The following is a 17,624-nucleotide window of genomic DNA, read 5'->3' as shown; positions in this document are numbered from 1 at the left end:
AATGCGCTGGCGTTGCTTTAACATTTGCTCAGACTTTTGCTTTAGGACGCTCGTTTTGCAACTCAATTCCGTGCAATCTATCTGTATTCTTCGTTTATCTGCCATCGGTGATGTCTGTCACGCGGTGGCCGCCGTACAAGCCATCCAGCGGGTGCATCCCGAAGCCAAAATCACCTGGGTGATAGGTAAGGTCGAGGCCATGTTGCTCGACGGTTTACCCGGCGTTGAGTTTGTGGTGTTTGATAAAAAGCAGGGGCGCCAGGCGTTTAAAACCCTGCGTGAGCAGCTTAACGGGCGACAATTCGATGTGCTGCTGAATATGCAGGTGGCCTTTCGCGCCGGGCTGGCGAGTCGCTGTATTCGCGCCAAGGTCAAAATCGGCTTCGACAAGGCACGCTCTAAAGAGTTGCATAGCTGGTTTATTAATCGCCGTATTGATGCCAAAGAGCAGCCGCATGTGTTAGAAGGCTTTATGCAGTTTGCCGAGCAATTGGGTGTCACCGACTTTACGCCCCATTGGCAATTGCCGCTCAGCGACACCGACAAGCAAAACGCCATGAAGCTGGTGGGCGATGACGGTGAGCCCCTGCTGGTGATAAGCCCCGCGGCGAGCAAGGCCGAGCGCAACTGGTTGCCGGAGCGTTATGCCGCGGTGGCCGAGCATGCTATGGCGCAGGGTTTTCGTGTCGCTATTAGTGGCGGACCCACGGCGATGGAACAACAGCTGGCCGAGCAGATTATCAATCATTGTCAGCAGCCGGTGCTCAACCTGGTGGGTAAAACCAGCTTAAAAGAATTAACCTGTGTGTTGGGTCTGGCGACCTTAGTGTTGGCTCCGGATACCGGTCCAGCGCATATGGCCGTGACTCAGGGGACGCCGGTGATCGGCCTTTACGCTCATTCCAACCCAAAACGCACCGGGCCTTATCTGTATCAGGATTATGTGGTTGAGGTGTATAACCAGGCGGTGCAAGAGCAATACGGTAAGCCGGCCAGTGAGCTTCCCTGGGGCGTGCGTGCCAAGGGTGAGCTGATGGACCGCATTGCCGTGGACGATGTGATTGCCATGTTCGATAAGGTAGTACGAGAGCACCGATTATGAGCAATAAAGCGGTATTTTTAGATAGGGACGGGGTGATCAACGTCGATCATGCCTATGTCCACAAGGCCGAAGACTTTGAATTTATCGACGGCGTGTTTGCTGCCTGTCTGGCCTTACAGCAGATGGGCTATCATTTAATCGTGGTCACCAACCAGTCGGGCATTGGCCGGGGTTATTACAACGAGGCACAATTTGCCGAGCTCAGCGAGTGGATGACGGCGCAATTCGCCGAGCACGGCGTCCAGCTCGATGCCATTTATTATTGCCCCCATCACCCCACTAAGGGTCAGGGTGAGTACGGTGTTGACTGCGATTGTCGTAAACCCGAGCCGGGCATGTTGCAACGGGGTATAGAGGCATTTGATTTAGAGCCTAGTCGCTGCATCATGGTCGGCGATAAGCATGGCGATATGCTGGCGGCCAAACGCTGTGGTATAGGTACTAAAATTCTGGTGCGCAGTGGTCAGGAGTTTGCCGAGCAGGCGTTGGCCGATGCCGATCTGGTCTGTGACTCTCTTGCCGAGGTGCCGGCGTTAGTACAGGCTTTACCGACGGCTTAGTTGAAGGCCTGACCGAAAGCCCTGGCACAAACCCAAGTGTAAATATCTATGCTCACAGGGTGCATCTTTATCTGCACTGCGATGAACGACAAACGATGCAATTGTGCCGCGAACCTTTTACAATACCCCAAATATTTATTAACCGCTGAACCGGCCCGGCCAAGAGAGTCGGTTCAAGTATTGGAGAAATTTATGAGAGCTTCTGCGTTTTATAGCCAGCTGCAAGCACAAATCGAGCAAGTGAAAGCCGATGGTCTGTACAAAAGTGAGCGTATTATCACCTCGCAACAGCAAGCCGAGATTCAAGTAGCCAGTGGCGATAAAGTTATTAACTTTTGTGCCAACAACTACCTGGGTTTAGCTAACCACCCTGAGCTGATCAAAGCGGCACAGCAAGGTTTGAGCGATCACGGTTTCGGCGTGGCCTCGGTACGCTTTATCTGTGGTACGCAGGACATTCATAAAACTCTTGAAGCGAAAATCAGCGAGTTTCTACAAACCGAAGACACTATTTTGTACTCGTCGTGTTTTGACGCCAACGCCGGCCTGTTCGAAACCATTCTTGGTGCCGACGATGCCATTATCTCAGATTCATTAAACCACGCTTCCATCATCGACGGTGTGCGTCTGTGTAAAGCCAAGCGCTTCCGTTATGCTAACAACGACATGGCGGACCTTGAGCAGCAATTGATCGCCGCCGACGAAGCGGGTGCTAAAACCAAGCTGATCGCCACCGATGGCGTATTCTCGATGGACGGTGTGATCTGTAATCTTAAAGCCGTTTGTGACCTGGCCGACAAATACGATGCCCTGGTGATGGTGGATGATTCTCACGCCGTTGGTTTTGTGGGTGAAAACGGTCGTGGTACGCCGGAATACTGTGGCGTCATGGACCGTGTCGACATTATCACGGGTACCCTAGGTAAAGCACTGGGTGGCGCCTCGGGCGGCTATACTTCGGGTAAGAAAGAGATTGTTGAGTGGTTACGTCAGCGTTCGCGCCCGTATTTGTTCTCGAACTCTTTGGCACCGTCGATCGTCACCGCCTCTATCAAGGTATTAGAGATGCTGGCCGACGGCAAAGAGCTGCGCGATACTCTGTGGTCAAATGCCGCTTATTTCCGCGAGCAAATGGAAGCCGCAGGCTTTACCTGTGCGGGTAAAGACCACGCCATCATTCCGGTGATGCTGGGCGATGCAAAACTGGCAGGTGAAATGGCTGATAAGCTTCTTGCCGAAGGCATTTATGTTACTGGCTTCTCTTTCCCTGTGGTACCTAAGGGCCAGGCGCGTATTCGTACGCAGATTTCGGCTGCCCACACCAAAGAGCAGCTTGATAAAGCGATTGCAGCCTTTACCCGTATCGGTAAAGAGTTGGGCGTTATTTAAGGAGCGCATCGATGAAAGCATTATCAAAACTTAAGGCAGAAAAAGGCATCTGGATGACGGATGCCCCTAAGCCGGAAGTAGGTCATAACGATCTGCTGATCAAAATTCGTAAAACCGCCATCTGTGGTACCGATGTACATATCTACAACTGGGATGAATGGGCGCAAAACACCATTCCTGTGCCCATGGTTGTGGGGCATGAATATGTGGGCGAAGTGGTGGACATGGGCCAGGAAGTGCGCGGCTTCGAAATTGGCGACCGTGTTTCTGGCGAAGGCCATATTACCTGTGGCCACTGCCGTAACTGCCGAGCCGGTCGTGTACACCTGTGCCGCAACACTATCGGTGTGGGCGTAAACCGCGAGGGTAGCTTCGCAGAGTACCTGGTTATTCCGGCATTCAATGCCTTTAAAATTCCAGACAATATCCCGGATGAATTGGCGTCTATCTTCGACCCGTTCGGTAATGCGGTGCACACGGCGCTGTCTTTCGACCTGGTGGGTGAAGACGTGTTGATCACCGGTGCCGGTCCTATCGGTATTATGGCCGCCGCGGTTGCTAAGCACGTGGGTGCCCGCAACGTGGTGATCACCGACATTAACGAGTACCGTCTTGATCTGGCTAAGAAAATGGGTGCTACCCGCGCCGTTAACGTAAGTCAGGAAAAGCTCGAAGACGTGATGAAAGAGCTGGGTATGACCGAAGGCTTCGACGTGGGTCTGGAAATGTCGGGTGTGCCGGTGGCCTTCAACTCTATGCTGAATAACATGAACCATGGCGGTAAAATTGCCATGCTGGGTATTCCACCTTCGGACATGGCCGTTGATTGGAACCAGGTTATTTTCAAGGGCTTGATCATCAAGGGTATTTACGGTCGAGAAATGTTCGAAACCTGGTACAAGATGGCCAGCCTGATCCAGTCGGGTCTGGATATTTCGCCCATCATTACCCATGAATTTAATATCGATGACTTCCAGGAAGGCTTCGATACCATGCTTAGCGGTCAGTCTGGTAAAGTCATTCTAGACTGGGCATAATGAGCAAAAATAAGGCGGCTGAGGCCGCCTTTTGTTTTAGAAGAGTAGTTACAGCACTATGGCATACAAACATATTTCAGTGGCGCAGACCCAGGCCCTGTTAAATGATGAAAATGTGGTGATTGCGGATATTCGCGATCCCAACTCCTTTGCGGCCGGACATATTCCCAAGGCCGAGCACCTAAGCAATAGTAATATCGGTGAGTTTATGCTTCATAAAGAGTATGACCAGCCAATTATTGTTGTTTGCTATCATGGTATTAGCTCACAAGGCGCGGCGGGTTATCTGGCCGAGCAGGGCTTTGATGATGTCTATACCATGGATGGCGGCTTCTCGGCCTGGGCCACACAATTTCCGGAACTGGTTGAAAAATGATAGAGCTTGGCAGCACCAATAATGTGCGCGCGGCGCAAGGCTTTGTCGATTATATCGGCACAAAGGGCTTTGTGGGCGCACTAAGACAAGGCGAGCAGGGCCATGTGATTATTGGCGTTGCCCCGGAGCACTTTCATCAGGTCCAACCGTTATGGCAAGAATTTCAGGCACAACCGGATCATCCTCGTTATGCCGATGCCGCCTGGCAAAGTGGCCGTACCGACTCGGGCCTGGTTTACGGCGGCACCAAGCTGAACCTGTTGCAGCGCTTTAACCAATTAAGCCTGCTGGTTAAGGGTATCAGTATTGTGAGTGTGCTGATCTACGCCTTGTTCTTGCTCGGTCAATTCGCCGAGATTTTCCCGCTGTTGCAGTTTAACCCCGCACAGCCCTTATCCTGGTTGACGCCCTCTATCGTCCATTTCTCTGCCATTCATCTGATTTTTAATGTGTTATGGTGGCTGACTCTGGGCCCGGCCATTGAGCGGCAGACCTCAAAACTGACACTGGTAAGCCTGTTTATTATCGGCTCCTTGGTCAGCAGCTGGGCACAGTATCTAATGGTGGGGCCCAATTTTGGTGGCCTTTCCGGGGTGGTGTATGCCCAGGTCGGCTTTTGCTGGATATATCCCTTGCTGGCAAAGACCAGGCCGATGATGACCAAGGGCATGATAGGCTTTTTATTGCTGTGGTTGGCCTTCGGTTTTACCGATACCTTCTTTATGCCCATGGCCAATTGGGCGCACTTAGGTGGCCTGCTCAGCGGGATGCTGATTGCGGTGTTTATGGCATTGAGTCGCAATACTGAGCGGCAGTAAAAAAGCGACCTAGGGTCGCTTTTTTACTTTCTACTAATGGTAGAGATACTTGGTAAAGAGGAGGTCGCGGATAATATCCTGGCCGGTTTCCTGCTGCAGCAGGGTGTTAATGCGCTCAAGGCATTTTTGTCGGATCTCTTCACGCCCGCTCAGGCTTTTGATTTTTTCTTCCGGCTCCTGGGATAGAATTTCGACTATGGCATCGCGCAGCAAGGGCATATGATGCTCCACCACCGCCAGGTTGTTGATATCTTCTAGCATTAAATCGACGGTGACGCGCACATAGCCGAGTTTACGTCCCGATATGCTGATGTAGTTAGCGACTATGTCTGGTTCAAAACCATAATAGCCAACATCGGCCGCAGCCTTTTTTGGCGCTCCAATTGTAAGTAATAAAATTAGTGCGAACAGCAGGTTAGTTGCAAAGCGCATAATGTGTGGTCGTTATTATAAATTCCATTAGCGTTACTTTACGTGCTTGTCGTTTTTGCGTCTAGGGCAAATGTAACAACCCGGCGGTAAACACATCTCTTTAGCCCTTGCCTGAGCGGTGGTATGATCCCACGGTGTTTTTTGATTCATTTGAGTGGTCCTTTGCCTACTTACCCTCTTTCGTTGCAGGCGCAATGGCAAGATGTCGAGCGCGTCGCCGTATCAGAGCAATTGCTTGACTGGTTAGTCGAGCCTAACTCGCTCACCCAGCGGCTTAAATCTTTATCCGAACAGTTTGCCGTTGAGGTGCTGAGCGAGCGCCTTGTTGCCGCCGAGACTTACCAAAGCGACATCTTTACCTGCACTACCGCGCAGTTACGTGTGCGTGAAGTAATCTTGTTTTGTGATAGTCAGCCTATGGTTTATGCCCAAAGCTGGATCCCCTGTCATGCTCATGCGGAGCAGGGGGTGGACCTTACGCACCTTGGCGATAAGCCCTTGGGCGAAGTGATTTTCCAGGATCCCCAGTTGTCTCGTCAGCAATTGCAGGTCGCCGATTTCAGCGCCAATAGCGACCTTCAAGCCTTGACCCTGTCCTTTAATTTGCCGACCCAGCCCTTATGGGGGCGTCGCAGTCGTTTTAACCTGACCGGGCAACAAATTATGGTGTGCGAAGTGTTTTTACCGGGAGCCTATCCGTACCTATGAAGTTAGCAGCATTGCACTGGGCGCACAGGCCTCACTACCAACAACTTATGCGCACCGATAAGCCCATAGGCACCTTATTGCTGTTGTGGCCTACCTTGTGGGCTCTGTGGCTGGCGGCGGAAGGATGGCCGGCTCTTGAGTTGATAGTGATATTTTCCGCCGGGGTGTTTGTAATGCGCAGTGCCGGCTGTGTGATCAACGATTTTGCCGATCGTAAGGTCGATGGTGCCGTAGCTCGAACTCAGGCCCGGCCCCTGGCCGCTGGCAAGGTCAGCGCCGGTGAGGCCCTGAGTCTCTTTGCCTTGCTGGTGAGCATAGCCTTTATGCTGGTGTTGCTGCTCAACTGGCAAACCCTGGCCCTGTCTTTTGCGGCTCTGGCTTTGGCGGCTTGTTATCCCTTTATGAAGCGCTATACCCATTTACCTCAGGTGGTGCTGGGAGCAGCCTTTAGCTGGGCTATTCCAATGGCCTATATGGCTACGTTGGAAACCGTGCCTATGCAGGCCTGGTTGTTGTTTATAGCCAATCTGCTGTGGACGGTAGCCTACGATACCCTATACGCCATGGTGGATAGGGATGATGATGTGAAAATCGGCATTAAGTCCACGGCGATTCTATTTGGTCGCTTTGATTTGGCCATGGTGGCGCTTCTGAATGCCCTATTTATGGCCATACTTGTGTACATAGGTTACTCGGCGCAATTAGCTTGGCCATATTGGCTTGGGCTTTTGGTGGCGGTGCTGTTGTTGATACGACAGCTTTATTTAAGCCGTCAGCGTGATCGGGATGCCTGCTTTGCGGCGTTTTTGAATAATCATTATGTGGGTATGGCCATCTTTATCGGCCTGGCTATCAGTCTGTTTTGATAAAGCGCCCCTATTGGGCGCGTTACCTATAGCATTTACTAGCGCGGCGGGTCTATGACCCCGGCAATGGAGTTGTTTTTCCTAAACCAGCCGGCGATGGAAAAACGCGGCTGCTGCGCCGCCAATACCTCATGCATAAAGCGCTCGCTTTCGAATACCACCAAGGTGCCGGCCTTGGGCGACACCTGCTCGGCAACCTCCTTGGAGCGGGGTTTATAAATCACCAACTCGCCGCCTTGTGGTGGGGTATTGAGATAAAAAACCGTGGTTAACACCCGATTCGACCGTCCCTTAAAGGCATCATAGTGTTTTTTATAGAAATCACCTGCTTGGTAGTAGGCAAAGTGACATTCATAATCAAATAGCCCCAAAAAGAAGTGCCGGTTTACGGTTAAACGCAATGATTCCATGATCGATAGGTAATCGCGTTCTGCAGCGCAGTCGCCACTAAACCACAGGGTCTTATCCTTTCTTACCTGGTTATTAAGTTGCAACTCGTCCTGTCGGCCTATGGCCGCAGGGGAGAAAGCCGAGAGCTGCGCTTGTGCGGTGGCATAAAGTTGTGCGGTAAGGTTTGGGCATAGCGCCTGCTCAATGACGGCATAGCCTTGCTGATGGACATCATCAAGGACACGACTAAATAAGGATTCCGTATTCACATAGTAGACATGGAAATTAATGGTGGCTAAGTATACCGCTGAAAAAGCAAAGCAGTGAGTACTTTATCAACGGTATAACTACTATGCCTCTATTCCTTGCGCATTGGCTGTTTGCGTGATGACTTTAAGTAACTCATCAAGGTGGCTGTGTGGTTGTGCGGTTTGTTGGGTTTTAACCACAAAACGGGCCTCAGTGGCGTTGCTATTGGAACGAATTTGTACCAATTCAGGGTGAGCGCTTAAGGCTTTAGCATGTTCTATGGCGGCAATAGCAATATTGTGATTGTTATTCACGCAATTAATAATTTCGCCTAGGCTACCAAGGCGAATGTCATCGCCCTTGTTCAGCAGCTGCGCCGCTTCACCTATCATGCTTTGTACATGCAGGCTCTGTGAAAAACAGCCAAATAAGGGGTAGGGAGCGAGATCCTCCAAGGTAATACAATCTTGGCTGGCAAGGGGGTGATCTTTACGGGCGAACAGCAGCAGTTGATCGGGAAGATGGATATCTATGGTATTGCTGTCTTGGTCTTCTTCGCTGACATAAATGTCTATCTCGCCACGCTTCAGCATGGAGTAAAGCGCTTCACTTTCTTGCAACTGCATCTCAATTTTTATTTCCGGATGCCTTGCCATAAATTGGCCACAGGAAATGGGGACTATGGAGCTTGCGGAGTTGGTGTAACCGACCACTAAGCGATTATCACGCTTGCCTTGGCTATGATCTAAACGCTGAATTATCTGGTTATATTCGTCCAGTGTGCGTCTGCAAAAATGCAGGAACATTTCTCCCTGCTCGGTTAATATTACCGAGCGAGTGGAGCGTTTTACCAGTTGATGACCCACTTCTTGTTCTAATGTCTGAATACTGCGGGTTAATGCTGAGGTGCTGATGTTGGTTTGTTCTGCGGCCTGACGAAAATGGCGTAACGAGCCGAGTGCTAAAAACTGCTTTAATTGTTCAAATCTCACTTTTAAATCCCTTAAAGTAAGTATATAGGTCTTTGCTTTGTAGCCGAGTTCAATATTAGTACATTGTACCCCAAATAAATAGGGGGGCTGCTAAAAAGTCGTTTTTCGAGGAGCGTAACAAACCTAAATAAGCGTCCCGAAAGTGAGTATTTTATACTCCGATTTGGCCGATATTTACTGGATTTTTTGGGCCTTATAGTCTAGCCGAGTTATTCATCTTCTTTTAATGCTAAAGTCTTACTTTTTTTGCCCGATGGATTCGAGCTCAATGGCAATGGCGTCACAGGAAATATGTATTTCATACAGGGAAGTTAGCAGGGATATGATCAAAGCGACTAAACTGATACCAAATAAAACTGTGCCGACTAAATTAATCTGTACAAATAGCGCAAACATTGCCAAAGTGCATAATAAAAAAGAGGCGACACCCCATACCTGCATGGTACGAATAAGGCGAATTCGTTTCTTTAAATTATCGATTTGCTGAGCCACAAAAGGCCTTATGTGCTCACCCTCACGGGCGTTAAGTTCGCGGATTAATTGCGCCAGCACTAAAAACCTATTTGTGTAAGCCAAAAGTAGTAGAGAGATGGCAGGAAAAAGTAGTGCGGGAGTGGTTAATGTCATCTTTTTTCCATTATTGACGTTTATAATAGTGGAATGTTAACTATAGGCTAGACTTTTTTACAAATAACAGGCTTAATATTAACAATTTTGCTGTCGGCCTTAGAAACTAAGGCATTAGACAAGTTTAATCAAGCATATATATATGCAAATAGATGTTCGGTTTAAGTAGTAAATGCAGCACCATACGTCTATGTTAAGGGGGAAAAATGGCTATCAACAATGGTAAACCTCAACAGCAAGAGGTACCAGATAAATTGGCACAGGAGTTCGCACAGCGCTGTGCAGATTTATTTAACGTTGAGCCGGAGCAATTAAATAACGCCCTGGCTGAATCTTCTGATAATCAACAGCTGCGTCAATTCGCCGCACAACTAAGTCAACAATTAAGTATCGCTCTTGTGGCCGCACAATTAGGCAATAATGCCAATGCCGTTGATGCCGGGCAACTCGAAGAGGCGCGTGGTGAACTAGCCGCCTTAAAAGAGCGTTATGCTACGCAGAATCGCCAACTACTCGAAGCTCAACAAGAAAATGCTCAGTATGCCGATGAACACGTGCAGCTAAAGCAAAAACAACATGAGCTGGCGGCGCTTAAGCACAAACTAACCGAGCTGGAAAGCGACAACTATAACTCTCAAGGTGAGCGTGAAGAGTTACTGGGCGCGGTAGCGACCTTAAGAGAACAAAAAGCGGCCTTTGAAAAAGATAATAAGGCACTGAAAGAAGCGCTAGAAAGTCAACGTCAGAGCAATATCGCTTGGCAAGAAAAGCTTAAGGAAATGGCTGAACAACAGCAAGGCAGTGAGCAAGCGGCGCAGCAGCTTGTTGAATTGCAGAAAGAAAATGAAGCCATTTCAGAACAACTTGCTCATTACGAGCAATTGGTAAGCCGCCAAAATCAACAACTTTCGGATTTGTCCGAGCAGTTGAATGAATCGAGCGAAGAAGGTGAAAACCAGAAGGTAATGGTGCAGCGCTTAAAGAACTTAGGTGAAGAGTTGCGCAATGAGCTAAATGCCGAGCAGGAGCAATTAGCCGAGCAAAAAGCGGTAAACGAGCAGCTTAGCCAACAATTGGCCGAATTCCAGGCACAGCACCAGGAAATAGAGCAACAATATCAGCAAGCGCAGCAAGAAGTTGCCAGCTTGAGTGAGCAACTTGCGGCCATCGATGAATTACAGCAGCAATTGCAAGAGCAAGAGCAGAAGCACGAGCAGGCGCTTCAAGAGCAAGCCGAGCAACAGCACAGCCTATTGCAGCAAGAGCAAGAGCAATGGCAGCAACAGCATGCCGATCTGGAGCAGCGCTTAGCAGAGCTGGAAGAGCAAAATCAGGCACTCGATGAAGAGAAAAGCGCCATGAGTGCAGAGCTTGAGCAGATACAAAGTCGCAGCGAACAAGAAAGCCAGGAAATCGAGCAGTTAAGAGCTCAAATTGAAGAGTTGGGATCGCGTCATCGCGACGAACAGCAGCGCAATGAAAGCCTGCGCTCGCGTATCGATAATGACTCGAAACAAGCACGTCAGGCCTTCGACAGCTTGCGCACTGAACATCTTGAGCTAAAAGACGAGCTTGAGCAGGCGCAAGAAAAAATGATGGAATATAAACTTAAGTTTGATTACGCCCAGAAGCAGTTACAAAGCGATGCCTAAACCGGCTTGCGCTAATGAGCTTTAAATGGGTAAAGGCCTTTGACGCTGAGCACAGCGTCGAGGCCAACATTGTTAAAGGCATGCTTGAACATGCCGGCATTCAATGTCAACTCAAGGGTGAGGCCCTGCAAGGGGCGCTCGGTGAGATCCCCTTCACCGAGGCCACCGTCAGTGTTTGGGTATACGATATAAAACTGCCCGCAGCCAAAGAAATCTTGCTAGAATACCGTCAATCAAAAACATCAGCAGCAAAGTGGCAGTGTCAGTTCTGCCAGCAGTGGAACCCCGCTAGCTTCGATTTGTGCTGGTCCTGTATGAAAGATAAAAATGAAGAAGCCCAATAACTTTCAGCGTATTCGTGAATTGAATACGGTGCAAAAGGCAGCCCTAGCGGCGGCTTTATTAGAACGCATGTTGCCTAACTATACGCTCTTTAGTGAGGCCCTTGAGTTTGGTGAGCCCGAGGTGCTGCGCAATGCTCTGGCCTTGTGCTGGGAAAAGATCCTGCTACCCAAGAGTAAGATCAGCATAGAAAAATTGGTCGAAAAGGTAGAGCCAAACGTGCCCGAGGTGAACGACTTTGATGTCTTTGGCGTTTATCCCGCCATAGATGCCGCCACCGCACTTCTGACTTTGCTTCAGGGGCTGCAAAGTAAAGACGAACAAGAATATGTGAGCGTATGTAAGATAGCGCAAGGCACCGTTGCCCGCCTAATTGAATACCAATTTGAGCTAGAAGAACAGCCTTACAGCGCACAGGATGTGAATCAGCACCCATTGATGGAATACGAAATTGAGGTGCTTGGGGAGCTAATCGACTTCGTTGCGGCCATCACACGACTCGATAAAGACAGTGCCAAGGCGCTGCGTCAACTGGCCGTAGCCGATGGCCAAACCAATATCGGCGTAGAGATTTAATTGCCTTTAGCAGGCTTAGCTAGCGCTAGGTCTGCTAAGCACGTTGATACAGTCGACACCAAACTTGCCCTGCCTGTTTTTCCTTTAGCAACTGCCAGTTGGCGGGGGCGCAAAAGTCCTGATTACCACTTTCCACTTCGACATAAATAAGCGCCTGTTCGCTCAGCCAGCTTTGTTGTTCCAAGGCGGCGCAGCAGGGCGTACTGAGGTTCTGATGAAAGGGCGGGTCAACAAACACCAGATCATATTGGCTGCTGGCCGGACGTTGTAAATAAGCTATAGCATCGCCACGGACGATTTCGACATTAGTCAGTTTTAATAACTTTGCATTTTCGTCGAGTTGCTTAGCCGCCTTGGCATCGAGTTCAAGCAAGGTTGCCTGATTGGCAAAGCGTGAAAGGGCTTCAAAACTCAGACTTCCGGCTCCGGCAAAGCAATCTAACACTCGGGCATCGCGCACATCCATCATTAACCAGTTAAAAATGGTTTCTTTAAGGCGATCTGTTGTTGGACGTAAGCCAATCACGTCATGAACCGGTAGCTTTCGGCCTCTATGCTGACCACCGATAATACGGATTTGTCCGGCACCAGAGTGATTTTTAGGGCTGCTTTTTACCGTTTTTCGTCGGCCGATCATGCTTTTACTCACTTATGCTTTTTCCATGTGCGGGGAAAATGATAATATAACGCGCAATTATAAATAATATTTGTGGCCAGCAACAGCGGCCCGAGTAGAGGCGGTCGATATTGGCAGGCAGTGACCTGTGTAATTAGACCCATGGCCCACGTCAATATTGAGTTTACGGTTTCAGATTATGGCTAAAAAAAGTAAGTTTCTGTCTTGGTTCGGTTTAGGTAAAAAAGAGAAGCAGGAACAACAAGAGCTAGAGCAACAACGCCTAGCCGAAGAACGTGCCGAACAGCTCGCCGAACAGGAAGCGCGAGAAAAAGCAGAGCAGGAACGAGTGGCTGCCGAAGAAGCGGCGCGAGATAAAGCTGAGCAGGAACGTGTGGCCGCCGAAGCCGCAGCGCACGAAAAAGCAGAGCAGGAGCGTATGGCTGCCGAAGAAGCGGCGCGCGAAAAAGCAGAACAGGAACGAGTGGCTGCCGAAGAAGCGGCGCGAGATAAAGCTGAGCAGGAACGTCTGGCTGCCGAAGAAGCGGCGCGCGAAAAAGCAGAGCAGGAACGTCTGGCCGCCGAAGCCGCAGCGCGTGAGAAAGCGGAGCAGGAACGTGTGGCCGCCGAAGAAGCGGCGCGTGAGAAAGCGGAGCAGGAACGTCTGGCCGCCGAAGAAGCGGCGCGTGAGAAAGCGGAGCAGGAACGTCTGGCCGCCGAAGAAGCAGCGCGTGAGAAAGCGGAGCAGGAGCGTATGGCCGCCGAAGAAGCGGCGCGTGAGAAAGCGGAGCAGGAACGTGTGGCCGCCGAAGAAGCGGCGCGTGAGAAAGCGGAGCAGGAACGTCTGGCCGCCGAAGAAGCGGCGCGTGAGAAAGCGGAGCAGGAACGTCTGGCCGCCGAAGGAGCAGCGCGAGAAAAAGCGGAGCAAGAACGTTTGGCCGCCGAAGTAGCGCGTCAAGAGCAAGAGCGTTTAGCTGAAGAAGCGCAGGTGGAAGAACGTGCTGAGCAAGAACGTCTGGCTCAAGAGCAAACCGAGCAAGAAACGGCGGAACCAAAAAAAGCAGGCTTTTTCTCGCGACTTAAGAAAGGTCTATTAAAAACCAAGTTGAATATAGGCTCCGGCTTTGCTTCCCTGTTTGCCGGCAAGAAAATCGACGACGAACTATTTGAAGAATTAGAGACCCAGCTGCTCACCGCCGATGTCGGCGTAGAGACCACGGTGAAACTGATTGATAATTTGACCGATGCCGCCGATCGCAAGCAACTTAAGGACGGTGACGCGCTTTATGAATTATTGAAGCAGGAAATGTCGGAGTTGCTGGCCAGCGCCGAGAAGCCGTTAGATATTGATAAAAAAGACGGCCCCTTCGTGATCTTGATGGTAGGTGTTAACGGTGTAGGTAAAACCACCACCATAGGTAAGTTGGCGAAGCAGTATCAGCAGCAGGGTAAATCCGTGATGCTGGCCGCCGGTGACACCTTCCGTGCCGCCGCCGTTGAGCAATTGCAGGTGTGGGGCGAGCGTAATGAGATTCCGGTGATAGCTCAGCATACTGGTGCCGACAGTGCTTCAGTGGTATTCGATGCCTTCCAGGCCGCCAAGGCCCGTAATGTTGATGTACTTATCGCCGATACCGCTGGGCGCTTACAGAATAAAGACAACTTAATGCAAGAGCTGGAAAAAATTGCTCGAGTTATGAAGAAGATAGATCCTGACGCTCCACACGAAGTGATGTTGACCATAGATGCGGGTACAGGTCAAAATGCCATTAGTCAGGTGAAGTTATTTGACCAAGCCGTGGGTTTAACCGGTATTACTCTGACCAAGCTTGATGGTACAGCCAAGGGTGGGGTGATCTTTGCCATCGCCGATCAATTTAAAACACCGATTCGTTATATAGGTGTGGGCGAGGGTATCGATGACCTTCGTACCTTTAACAGCAATGACTTTATTGAGGCACTCTTTAGCGGTGAGCAATAACGGTTAGTACAAATTGGGACATAATAATAATGATAAAATTCCAAGATGTGAGTAAAACCTACCCCGGCGGCCACTTAGCCCTTGAAAAGGTAAGCTTTCATATTAAAAAGGGGGAGCTTGCCTTTTTAACCGGTCACAGTGGTGCTGGTAAAAGTACCCTGCTAAAACTGATCAGCCTAATGGAACGCCCCTCGGCGGGCAGTGTGGCCATTAACGGCGTCGACCTCAGTGCGATTAAGCAGCAGCAAATACCCTATGTGCGCCGCGATATCGGCATTATTTTTCAAAACCACCGCTTATTAGACAGATATTCAGTGTTTGATAACGTGGCCCTGCCGCTGGTGATCGAAGGCGCGCACCGTAAACAAATTGAAAAGCGCGTGTCGGCGGCACTGGAAAAAGTGGGGTTAGGGGATAAAGCCCGTTGTAATCCGCTGACCCTGTCCGGTGGTGAGCAGCAGCGAGTCGGCATTGCCCGTGCCATCGTTAATTCACCACCCATATTGCTGGCCGATGAGCCGACCGGTAACCTGGACCCCGAGTTGTCGATGGAAATCCTTAAACTATTTGAAGACTTTAATAAGCACGGTACCTCGGTGTTGATCGCCACCCATGATCTGGGTCTGATTGCACGAATGAAATACCGCAGCCTGACGTTGAAAAATGGTCGTCTGCTTAGCGATCCCCTAGCACCGGAGGCAGCGCTATGAGTTTATTGTTTAAAGGCCGAAAAACTGAATATCAACGCACGGGCCACTCCTTTTTAACACGCTGGTACTTTAGCCTCTTTAATACCATTCGCCAGGGCATTCAAAGCCTCGGGGAAATGTGGCGCACACCGGCGGCGTCTATGATGACCATTTTAGTGTTAGGGTTAAGTCTCACCTTACCTTCTACTTTATACCTGGTAGTCAAAAATGTGCAAAAGGTGAGCAGTGGTTTTGACAATGCCGCGGAAATTTCCCTGTTTGTAAAACAGAATATGTCGGCGCAGCAAGTGCAAACCTTGGTAAAGCGCCTGGCACTATTCAGTGAAGTGGAAGATGTGCGCTTTATTAGTAAAACCGAGGCCTTGGAAGAGTTTAAACAGGTATCGGGGTTTGCGAATGCCTTGGACTATCTTGATGCTAACCCGCTTCCCGATGTGGTGTTGGTAACCCCCACCGAACGCCACCGTCAACCTCAGGCGGCTAAAGTCCTGCTACGTAAGCTGCAGCAAGAGCGCGAGGTCGACTTCGGTAAGCTCGATATTGAGTGGCTGGAGCGACTTAACGCCATTCTTAATCTGCTCAAGGAAAGTGTGATCACCATCGCCGTGTTGTTATTGACCTCGGTGATCTTGATCATAGGCAACACCATCCGTCTTTCTATCATGGACAAGCGCAGTGAAATCCAGGTGATGAAGCTGGTCGGTGCCACCAATGGGTTTATCCAGGCGCCATTCTTATGGACCGGCATCTGGTATGGGGTGGTTGGTGGCTTTGTGGCACTGATCTGTAACCTGCTGATGATGTGGTGGCTGGAATCAGCGGTAGCGCAGGTGACCGGCATTTATCAATCCAGCTTTATACTGCAAGGGCTCAGCGCCGATGAGTTCATTACCCTAATTGGTCTGGCCGTGGTGCTCGGCTTCAGTGGCTCTTACCTGTCTGTACGTCGCTATATTAAAGAAATCGAACCGGATAAGGTTTAATCACTTCTGCAGTCGTTAGCCATTGTTGTTAAGCTGGCTGACGACTGCTAAAGTTCACTTAATGTTCACTGCCAGCGCGCTCATTTTCTTCGTCTGAACTTAAGCTGTTATCAAATTGTCATATTTAGAAACTGTGCTATTGGTAATTTAAACCAATAAAAACAGTGTGTTACGCCTGTTTTATTGATCTTTGAGAACTTCTTGATAAGCGCGCGGTCAAAGGTTACAATGCTTTAGCACTCTCGCTAAAAGAGTGCTAAATTAGATGAAGATTTATCATCCGAGGTGAATAATGAGCACAAATTTAAATGCACTAGCATTACCGGTAAGCCAACAAAGCGCGAGCATCGAAGGATATTTGCAGGCTGTTAGCACCATCCCTATGCTCGAGGCCGAGGAAGAGCGCCGTTTGGCAACCAGGCTTCAGGATGAGGGTGACCTAAGCGCTGCAAAGCAGTTGATCATGTCGCATCTGCGTTTTGTTGCGCACATTGCCAAAAGCTATAGCGGCTATGGTTTACCGCAGGCGGATCTGATTCAAGAAGGCAATATCGGTCTGATGAAGGCGGTTAAGCGTTTCGACCCGAGTGTCGGCGTGCGCTTGGTATCATTTGCGGTGCATTGGATTAAGGCCGAAATTCACGAATATGTGTTAAAGAACTGGCGCATCGTTAAGGTTGCAACCACGAAAGCGCAGCGTAAGTTGTTTTTTAACCTGCGAAAGAATAAAAAGCGTCTTGGTTGGTTCAATCAAGAAGAAGTGACCACGGTAGCTAATGAGCTAGGTGTGAGCGAAAAAGAAGTCCGTGAGATGGAGTCGCGTATGAGCGGCCAGGATATGGGTTTTGATCTTACCAACGATGAAGACGATAGCAGCCTTGGTCAGAGCTATTCACCGGTCCAATACCTGACCGACAACAGTTCGGATTTAGCCGAGTCGGTAGAGCAGGAGCAGTGGCAAGAGCAGTCGCATACGCGATTATTCTCGGCGCTAAAAACCCTGGACGAACGTTCACAAGATATAGTGTCATCGCGTTGGTTGGCCGATGAAAAGGCGACGCTACAAGAGCTGGCTGAAAAGTATCAGGTTTCTGCGGAGCGTGTTCGTCAGCTTGAGAAAAGCGCGATGAAGAAACTACAAAACGCCATGGCATAAGCTTAAGCGAGTAACAGACATGAGAAAGGCCAGCATTTGCTGGCCTTTTTCGTTATATGTGT

The 17,624-nt window shown here is 49.8% G+C and carries 20 protein-coding genes; 15 read left to right on the top strand and 5 right to left on the bottom strand.

What is annotated here, in order from left to right; all coding sequences use genetic code 11:
- The first annotated feature begins 1 nt into the window (after window position 1).
- The 6 genes from C2M29_RS02935 (at window position 2) to glpG (ending at window position 5,282) form a co-directional block, all read left to right on the top strand.
- Window positions 2–1,102, top strand: a complete 1,101-nt coding sequence (locus C2M29_RS02935) for a glycosyltransferase family 9 protein (protein WP_105188621.1) — start codon at window positions 2–4, stop codon at window positions 1,100–1,102.
- Entirely contained in the window at window positions 1,099–1,662 is a 564-nt protein-coding gene (gmhB, locus tag C2M29_RS02930) for a D-glycero-beta-D-manno-heptose 1,7-bisphosphate 7-phosphatase (RefSeq protein ID WP_105188310.1), read from the top strand. The genes C2M29_RS02935 and gmhB overlap by 4 nt, the downstream gene beginning before the upstream one ends.
- A gap of 192 nt (window positions 1,663–1,854) precedes the next feature.
- Window positions 1,855–3,051, top strand: coding sequence for a glycine C-acetyltransferase (locus C2M29_RS02925; RefSeq protein ID WP_105188309.1), 1,197 nt, complete (start codon window positions 1,855–1,857; stop codon window positions 3,049–3,051).
- Window positions 3,052–3,062: 11 nt separating this feature from the next.
- Entirely contained in the window at window positions 3,063–4,088 is a 1,026-nt protein-coding gene (tdh, locus tag C2M29_RS02920) for an L-threonine 3-dehydrogenase (protein ID WP_105188308.1), read from the top strand.
- Window positions 4,089–4,146: 58 nt separating this feature from the next.
- On the top strand, window positions 4,147–4,464 hold the full coding sequence (gene glpE, locus C2M29_RS02915; RefSeq protein ID WP_105188307.1) for a thiosulfate sulfurtransferase GlpE: 318 nt from the start codon (window positions 4,147–4,149) through the stop codon (window positions 4,462–4,464).
- Window positions 4,461–5,282, top strand: a complete 822-nt coding sequence (gene glpG / locus C2M29_RS02910) for a rhomboid family intramembrane serine protease GlpG (RefSeq protein ID WP_105188306.1) — start codon at window positions 4,461–4,463, stop codon at window positions 5,280–5,282. Before glpE ends, glpG begins: the two co-directional genes overlap by 4 nt.
- A 33-nt stretch (window positions 5,283–5,315) precedes the next feature.
- Here the strand turns inward: glpG and C2M29_RS02905 are convergent, their stop codons facing one another.
- Window positions 5,316–5,714, bottom strand: a complete 399-nt coding sequence (locus tag C2M29_RS02905; RefSeq protein WP_105188305.1) for a flagellar basal body-associated protein FliL — start codon at window positions 5,712–5,714, stop codon at window positions 5,316–5,318.
- Window positions 5,715–5,855: 141 nt separating this feature from the next.
- Between C2M29_RS02905 and C2M29_RS02900 the strand changes: the two genes are divergently transcribed.
- The gene (locus C2M29_RS02900) at window positions 5,856–6,422 is read left to right on the top strand and encodes a chorismate--pyruvate lyase family protein (protein WP_158684632.1); all 567 of its coding nucleotides are present in this window, start codon (window positions 5,856–5,858) and stop codon (window positions 6,420–6,422) included.
- Window positions 6,419–7,288, top strand: a complete 870-nt coding sequence (gene ubiA, locus C2M29_RS02895; protein ID WP_105188303.1) for a 4-hydroxybenzoate octaprenyltransferase — start codon at window positions 6,419–6,421, stop codon at window positions 7,286–7,288. Before C2M29_RS02900 ends, ubiA begins: the two co-directional genes overlap by 4 nt.
- 38 nt (window positions 7,289–7,326) lie before the next feature.
- On the opposite strand, the gene C2M29_RS02890 is transcribed toward ubiA, so the two are convergent.
- From C2M29_RS02890 to C2M29_RS02880, 3 genes are all read right to left on the bottom strand, one after another.
- Window positions 7,327–7,947: a 2OG-Fe(II) oxygenase gene (locus tag C2M29_RS02890; RefSeq protein ID WP_105188302.1), complete on the bottom strand. Its 621-nt coding sequence runs from the start codon at window positions 7,945–7,947 to the stop codon at window positions 7,327–7,329.
- An 81-nt stretch (window positions 7,948–8,028) separates the two neighbouring features.
- Window positions 8,029–8,919: a LysR family transcriptional regulator gene (locus C2M29_RS02885; protein WP_105188301.1), complete on the bottom strand. Its 891-nt coding sequence runs from the start codon at window positions 8,917–8,919 to the stop codon at window positions 8,029–8,031.
- A gap of 237 nt (window positions 8,920–9,156) precedes the next feature.
- Entirely contained in the window at window positions 9,157–9,546 is a 390-nt protein-coding gene (locus C2M29_RS02880; protein ID WP_105188300.1) for a DUF2721 domain-containing protein, read from the bottom strand.
- Between the two features lie 206 nt (window positions 9,547–9,752).
- On the opposite strand from C2M29_RS02880, the gene C2M29_RS02875 reads away from it, so the two are divergent.
- From C2M29_RS02875 to C2M29_RS02865, 3 genes are read left to right on the top strand one after another with little or no spacing between them, the layout of a single operon-like run.
- The gene (locus C2M29_RS02875; protein ID WP_105188299.1) at window positions 9,753–11,198 is read left to right on the top strand and encodes a hypothetical protein; all 1,446 of its coding nucleotides are present in this window, start codon (window positions 9,753–9,755) and stop codon (window positions 11,196–11,198) included.
- A gap of 14 nt (window positions 11,199–11,212) precedes the next feature.
- A complete protein-coding gene (locus tag C2M29_RS02870) occupies window positions 11,213–11,542 on the top strand; it encodes a putative signal transducing protein (RefSeq protein WP_105188298.1) in 330 nt (109 codons plus the stop codon).
- Window positions 11,526–12,116: a YjaG family protein gene (locus tag C2M29_RS02865; protein WP_105188297.1), complete on the top strand. Its 591-nt coding sequence runs from the start codon at window positions 11,526–11,528 to the stop codon at window positions 12,114–12,116. The genes C2M29_RS02870 and C2M29_RS02865 overlap by 17 nt, the downstream gene beginning before the upstream one ends.
- 34 nt (window positions 12,117–12,150) lie before the next feature.
- Here C2M29_RS02865 and rsmD read toward each other — a convergent pair whose 3' ends face one another.
- Entirely contained in the window at window positions 12,151–12,753 is a 603-nt protein-coding gene (gene rsmD, locus C2M29_RS02860) for a 16S rRNA (guanine(966)-N(2))-methyltransferase RsmD (RefSeq protein ID WP_105188296.1), read from the bottom strand.
- A gap of 178 nt (window positions 12,754–12,931) precedes the next feature.
- On the opposite strand from rsmD, the gene ftsY reads away from it, so the two are divergent.
- The 4 genes from ftsY (at window position 12,932) to rpoH (ending at window position 17,562) form a co-directional block, all read left to right on the top strand.
- Entirely contained in the window at window positions 12,932–14,713 is a 1,782-nt protein-coding gene (ftsY, locus tag C2M29_RS02855) for a signal recognition particle-docking protein FtsY (RefSeq protein WP_105188295.1), read from the top strand.
- Between the two features lie 29 nt (window positions 14,714–14,742).
- Entirely contained in the window at window positions 14,743–15,423 is a 681-nt protein-coding gene (gene ftsE, locus C2M29_RS02850) for a cell division ATP-binding protein FtsE (protein WP_105188294.1), read from the top strand.
- Window positions 15,420–16,406 carry a permease-like cell division protein FtsX gene (gene ftsX, locus C2M29_RS02845; protein ID WP_105188293.1) on the top strand — a complete coding sequence of 329 codons (987 nt, stop codon included), beginning with the start codon at window positions 15,420–15,422 and terminating at the stop codon, window positions 16,404–16,406. Before ftsE ends, ftsX begins: the two co-directional genes overlap by 4 nt.
- A 292-nt stretch (window positions 16,407–16,698) precedes the next feature.
- A complete protein-coding gene (rpoH, locus tag C2M29_RS02840; protein ID WP_105188292.1) occupies window positions 16,699–17,562 on the top strand; it encodes an RNA polymerase sigma factor RpoH in 864 nt (287 codons plus the stop codon).
- The last annotated feature ends 62 nt before the right edge of the window (window positions 17,563–17,624 follow it).

Source organism: Pseudoalteromonas sp. T1lg48, from assembly GCF_002964785.1.
Taxonomy (GTDB): domain Bacteria; phylum Pseudomonadota; class Gammaproteobacteria; order Enterobacterales; family Alteromonadaceae; genus Pseudoalteromonas.
This window is presented reverse-complemented; position numbering and strand designations above follow the sequence as displayed.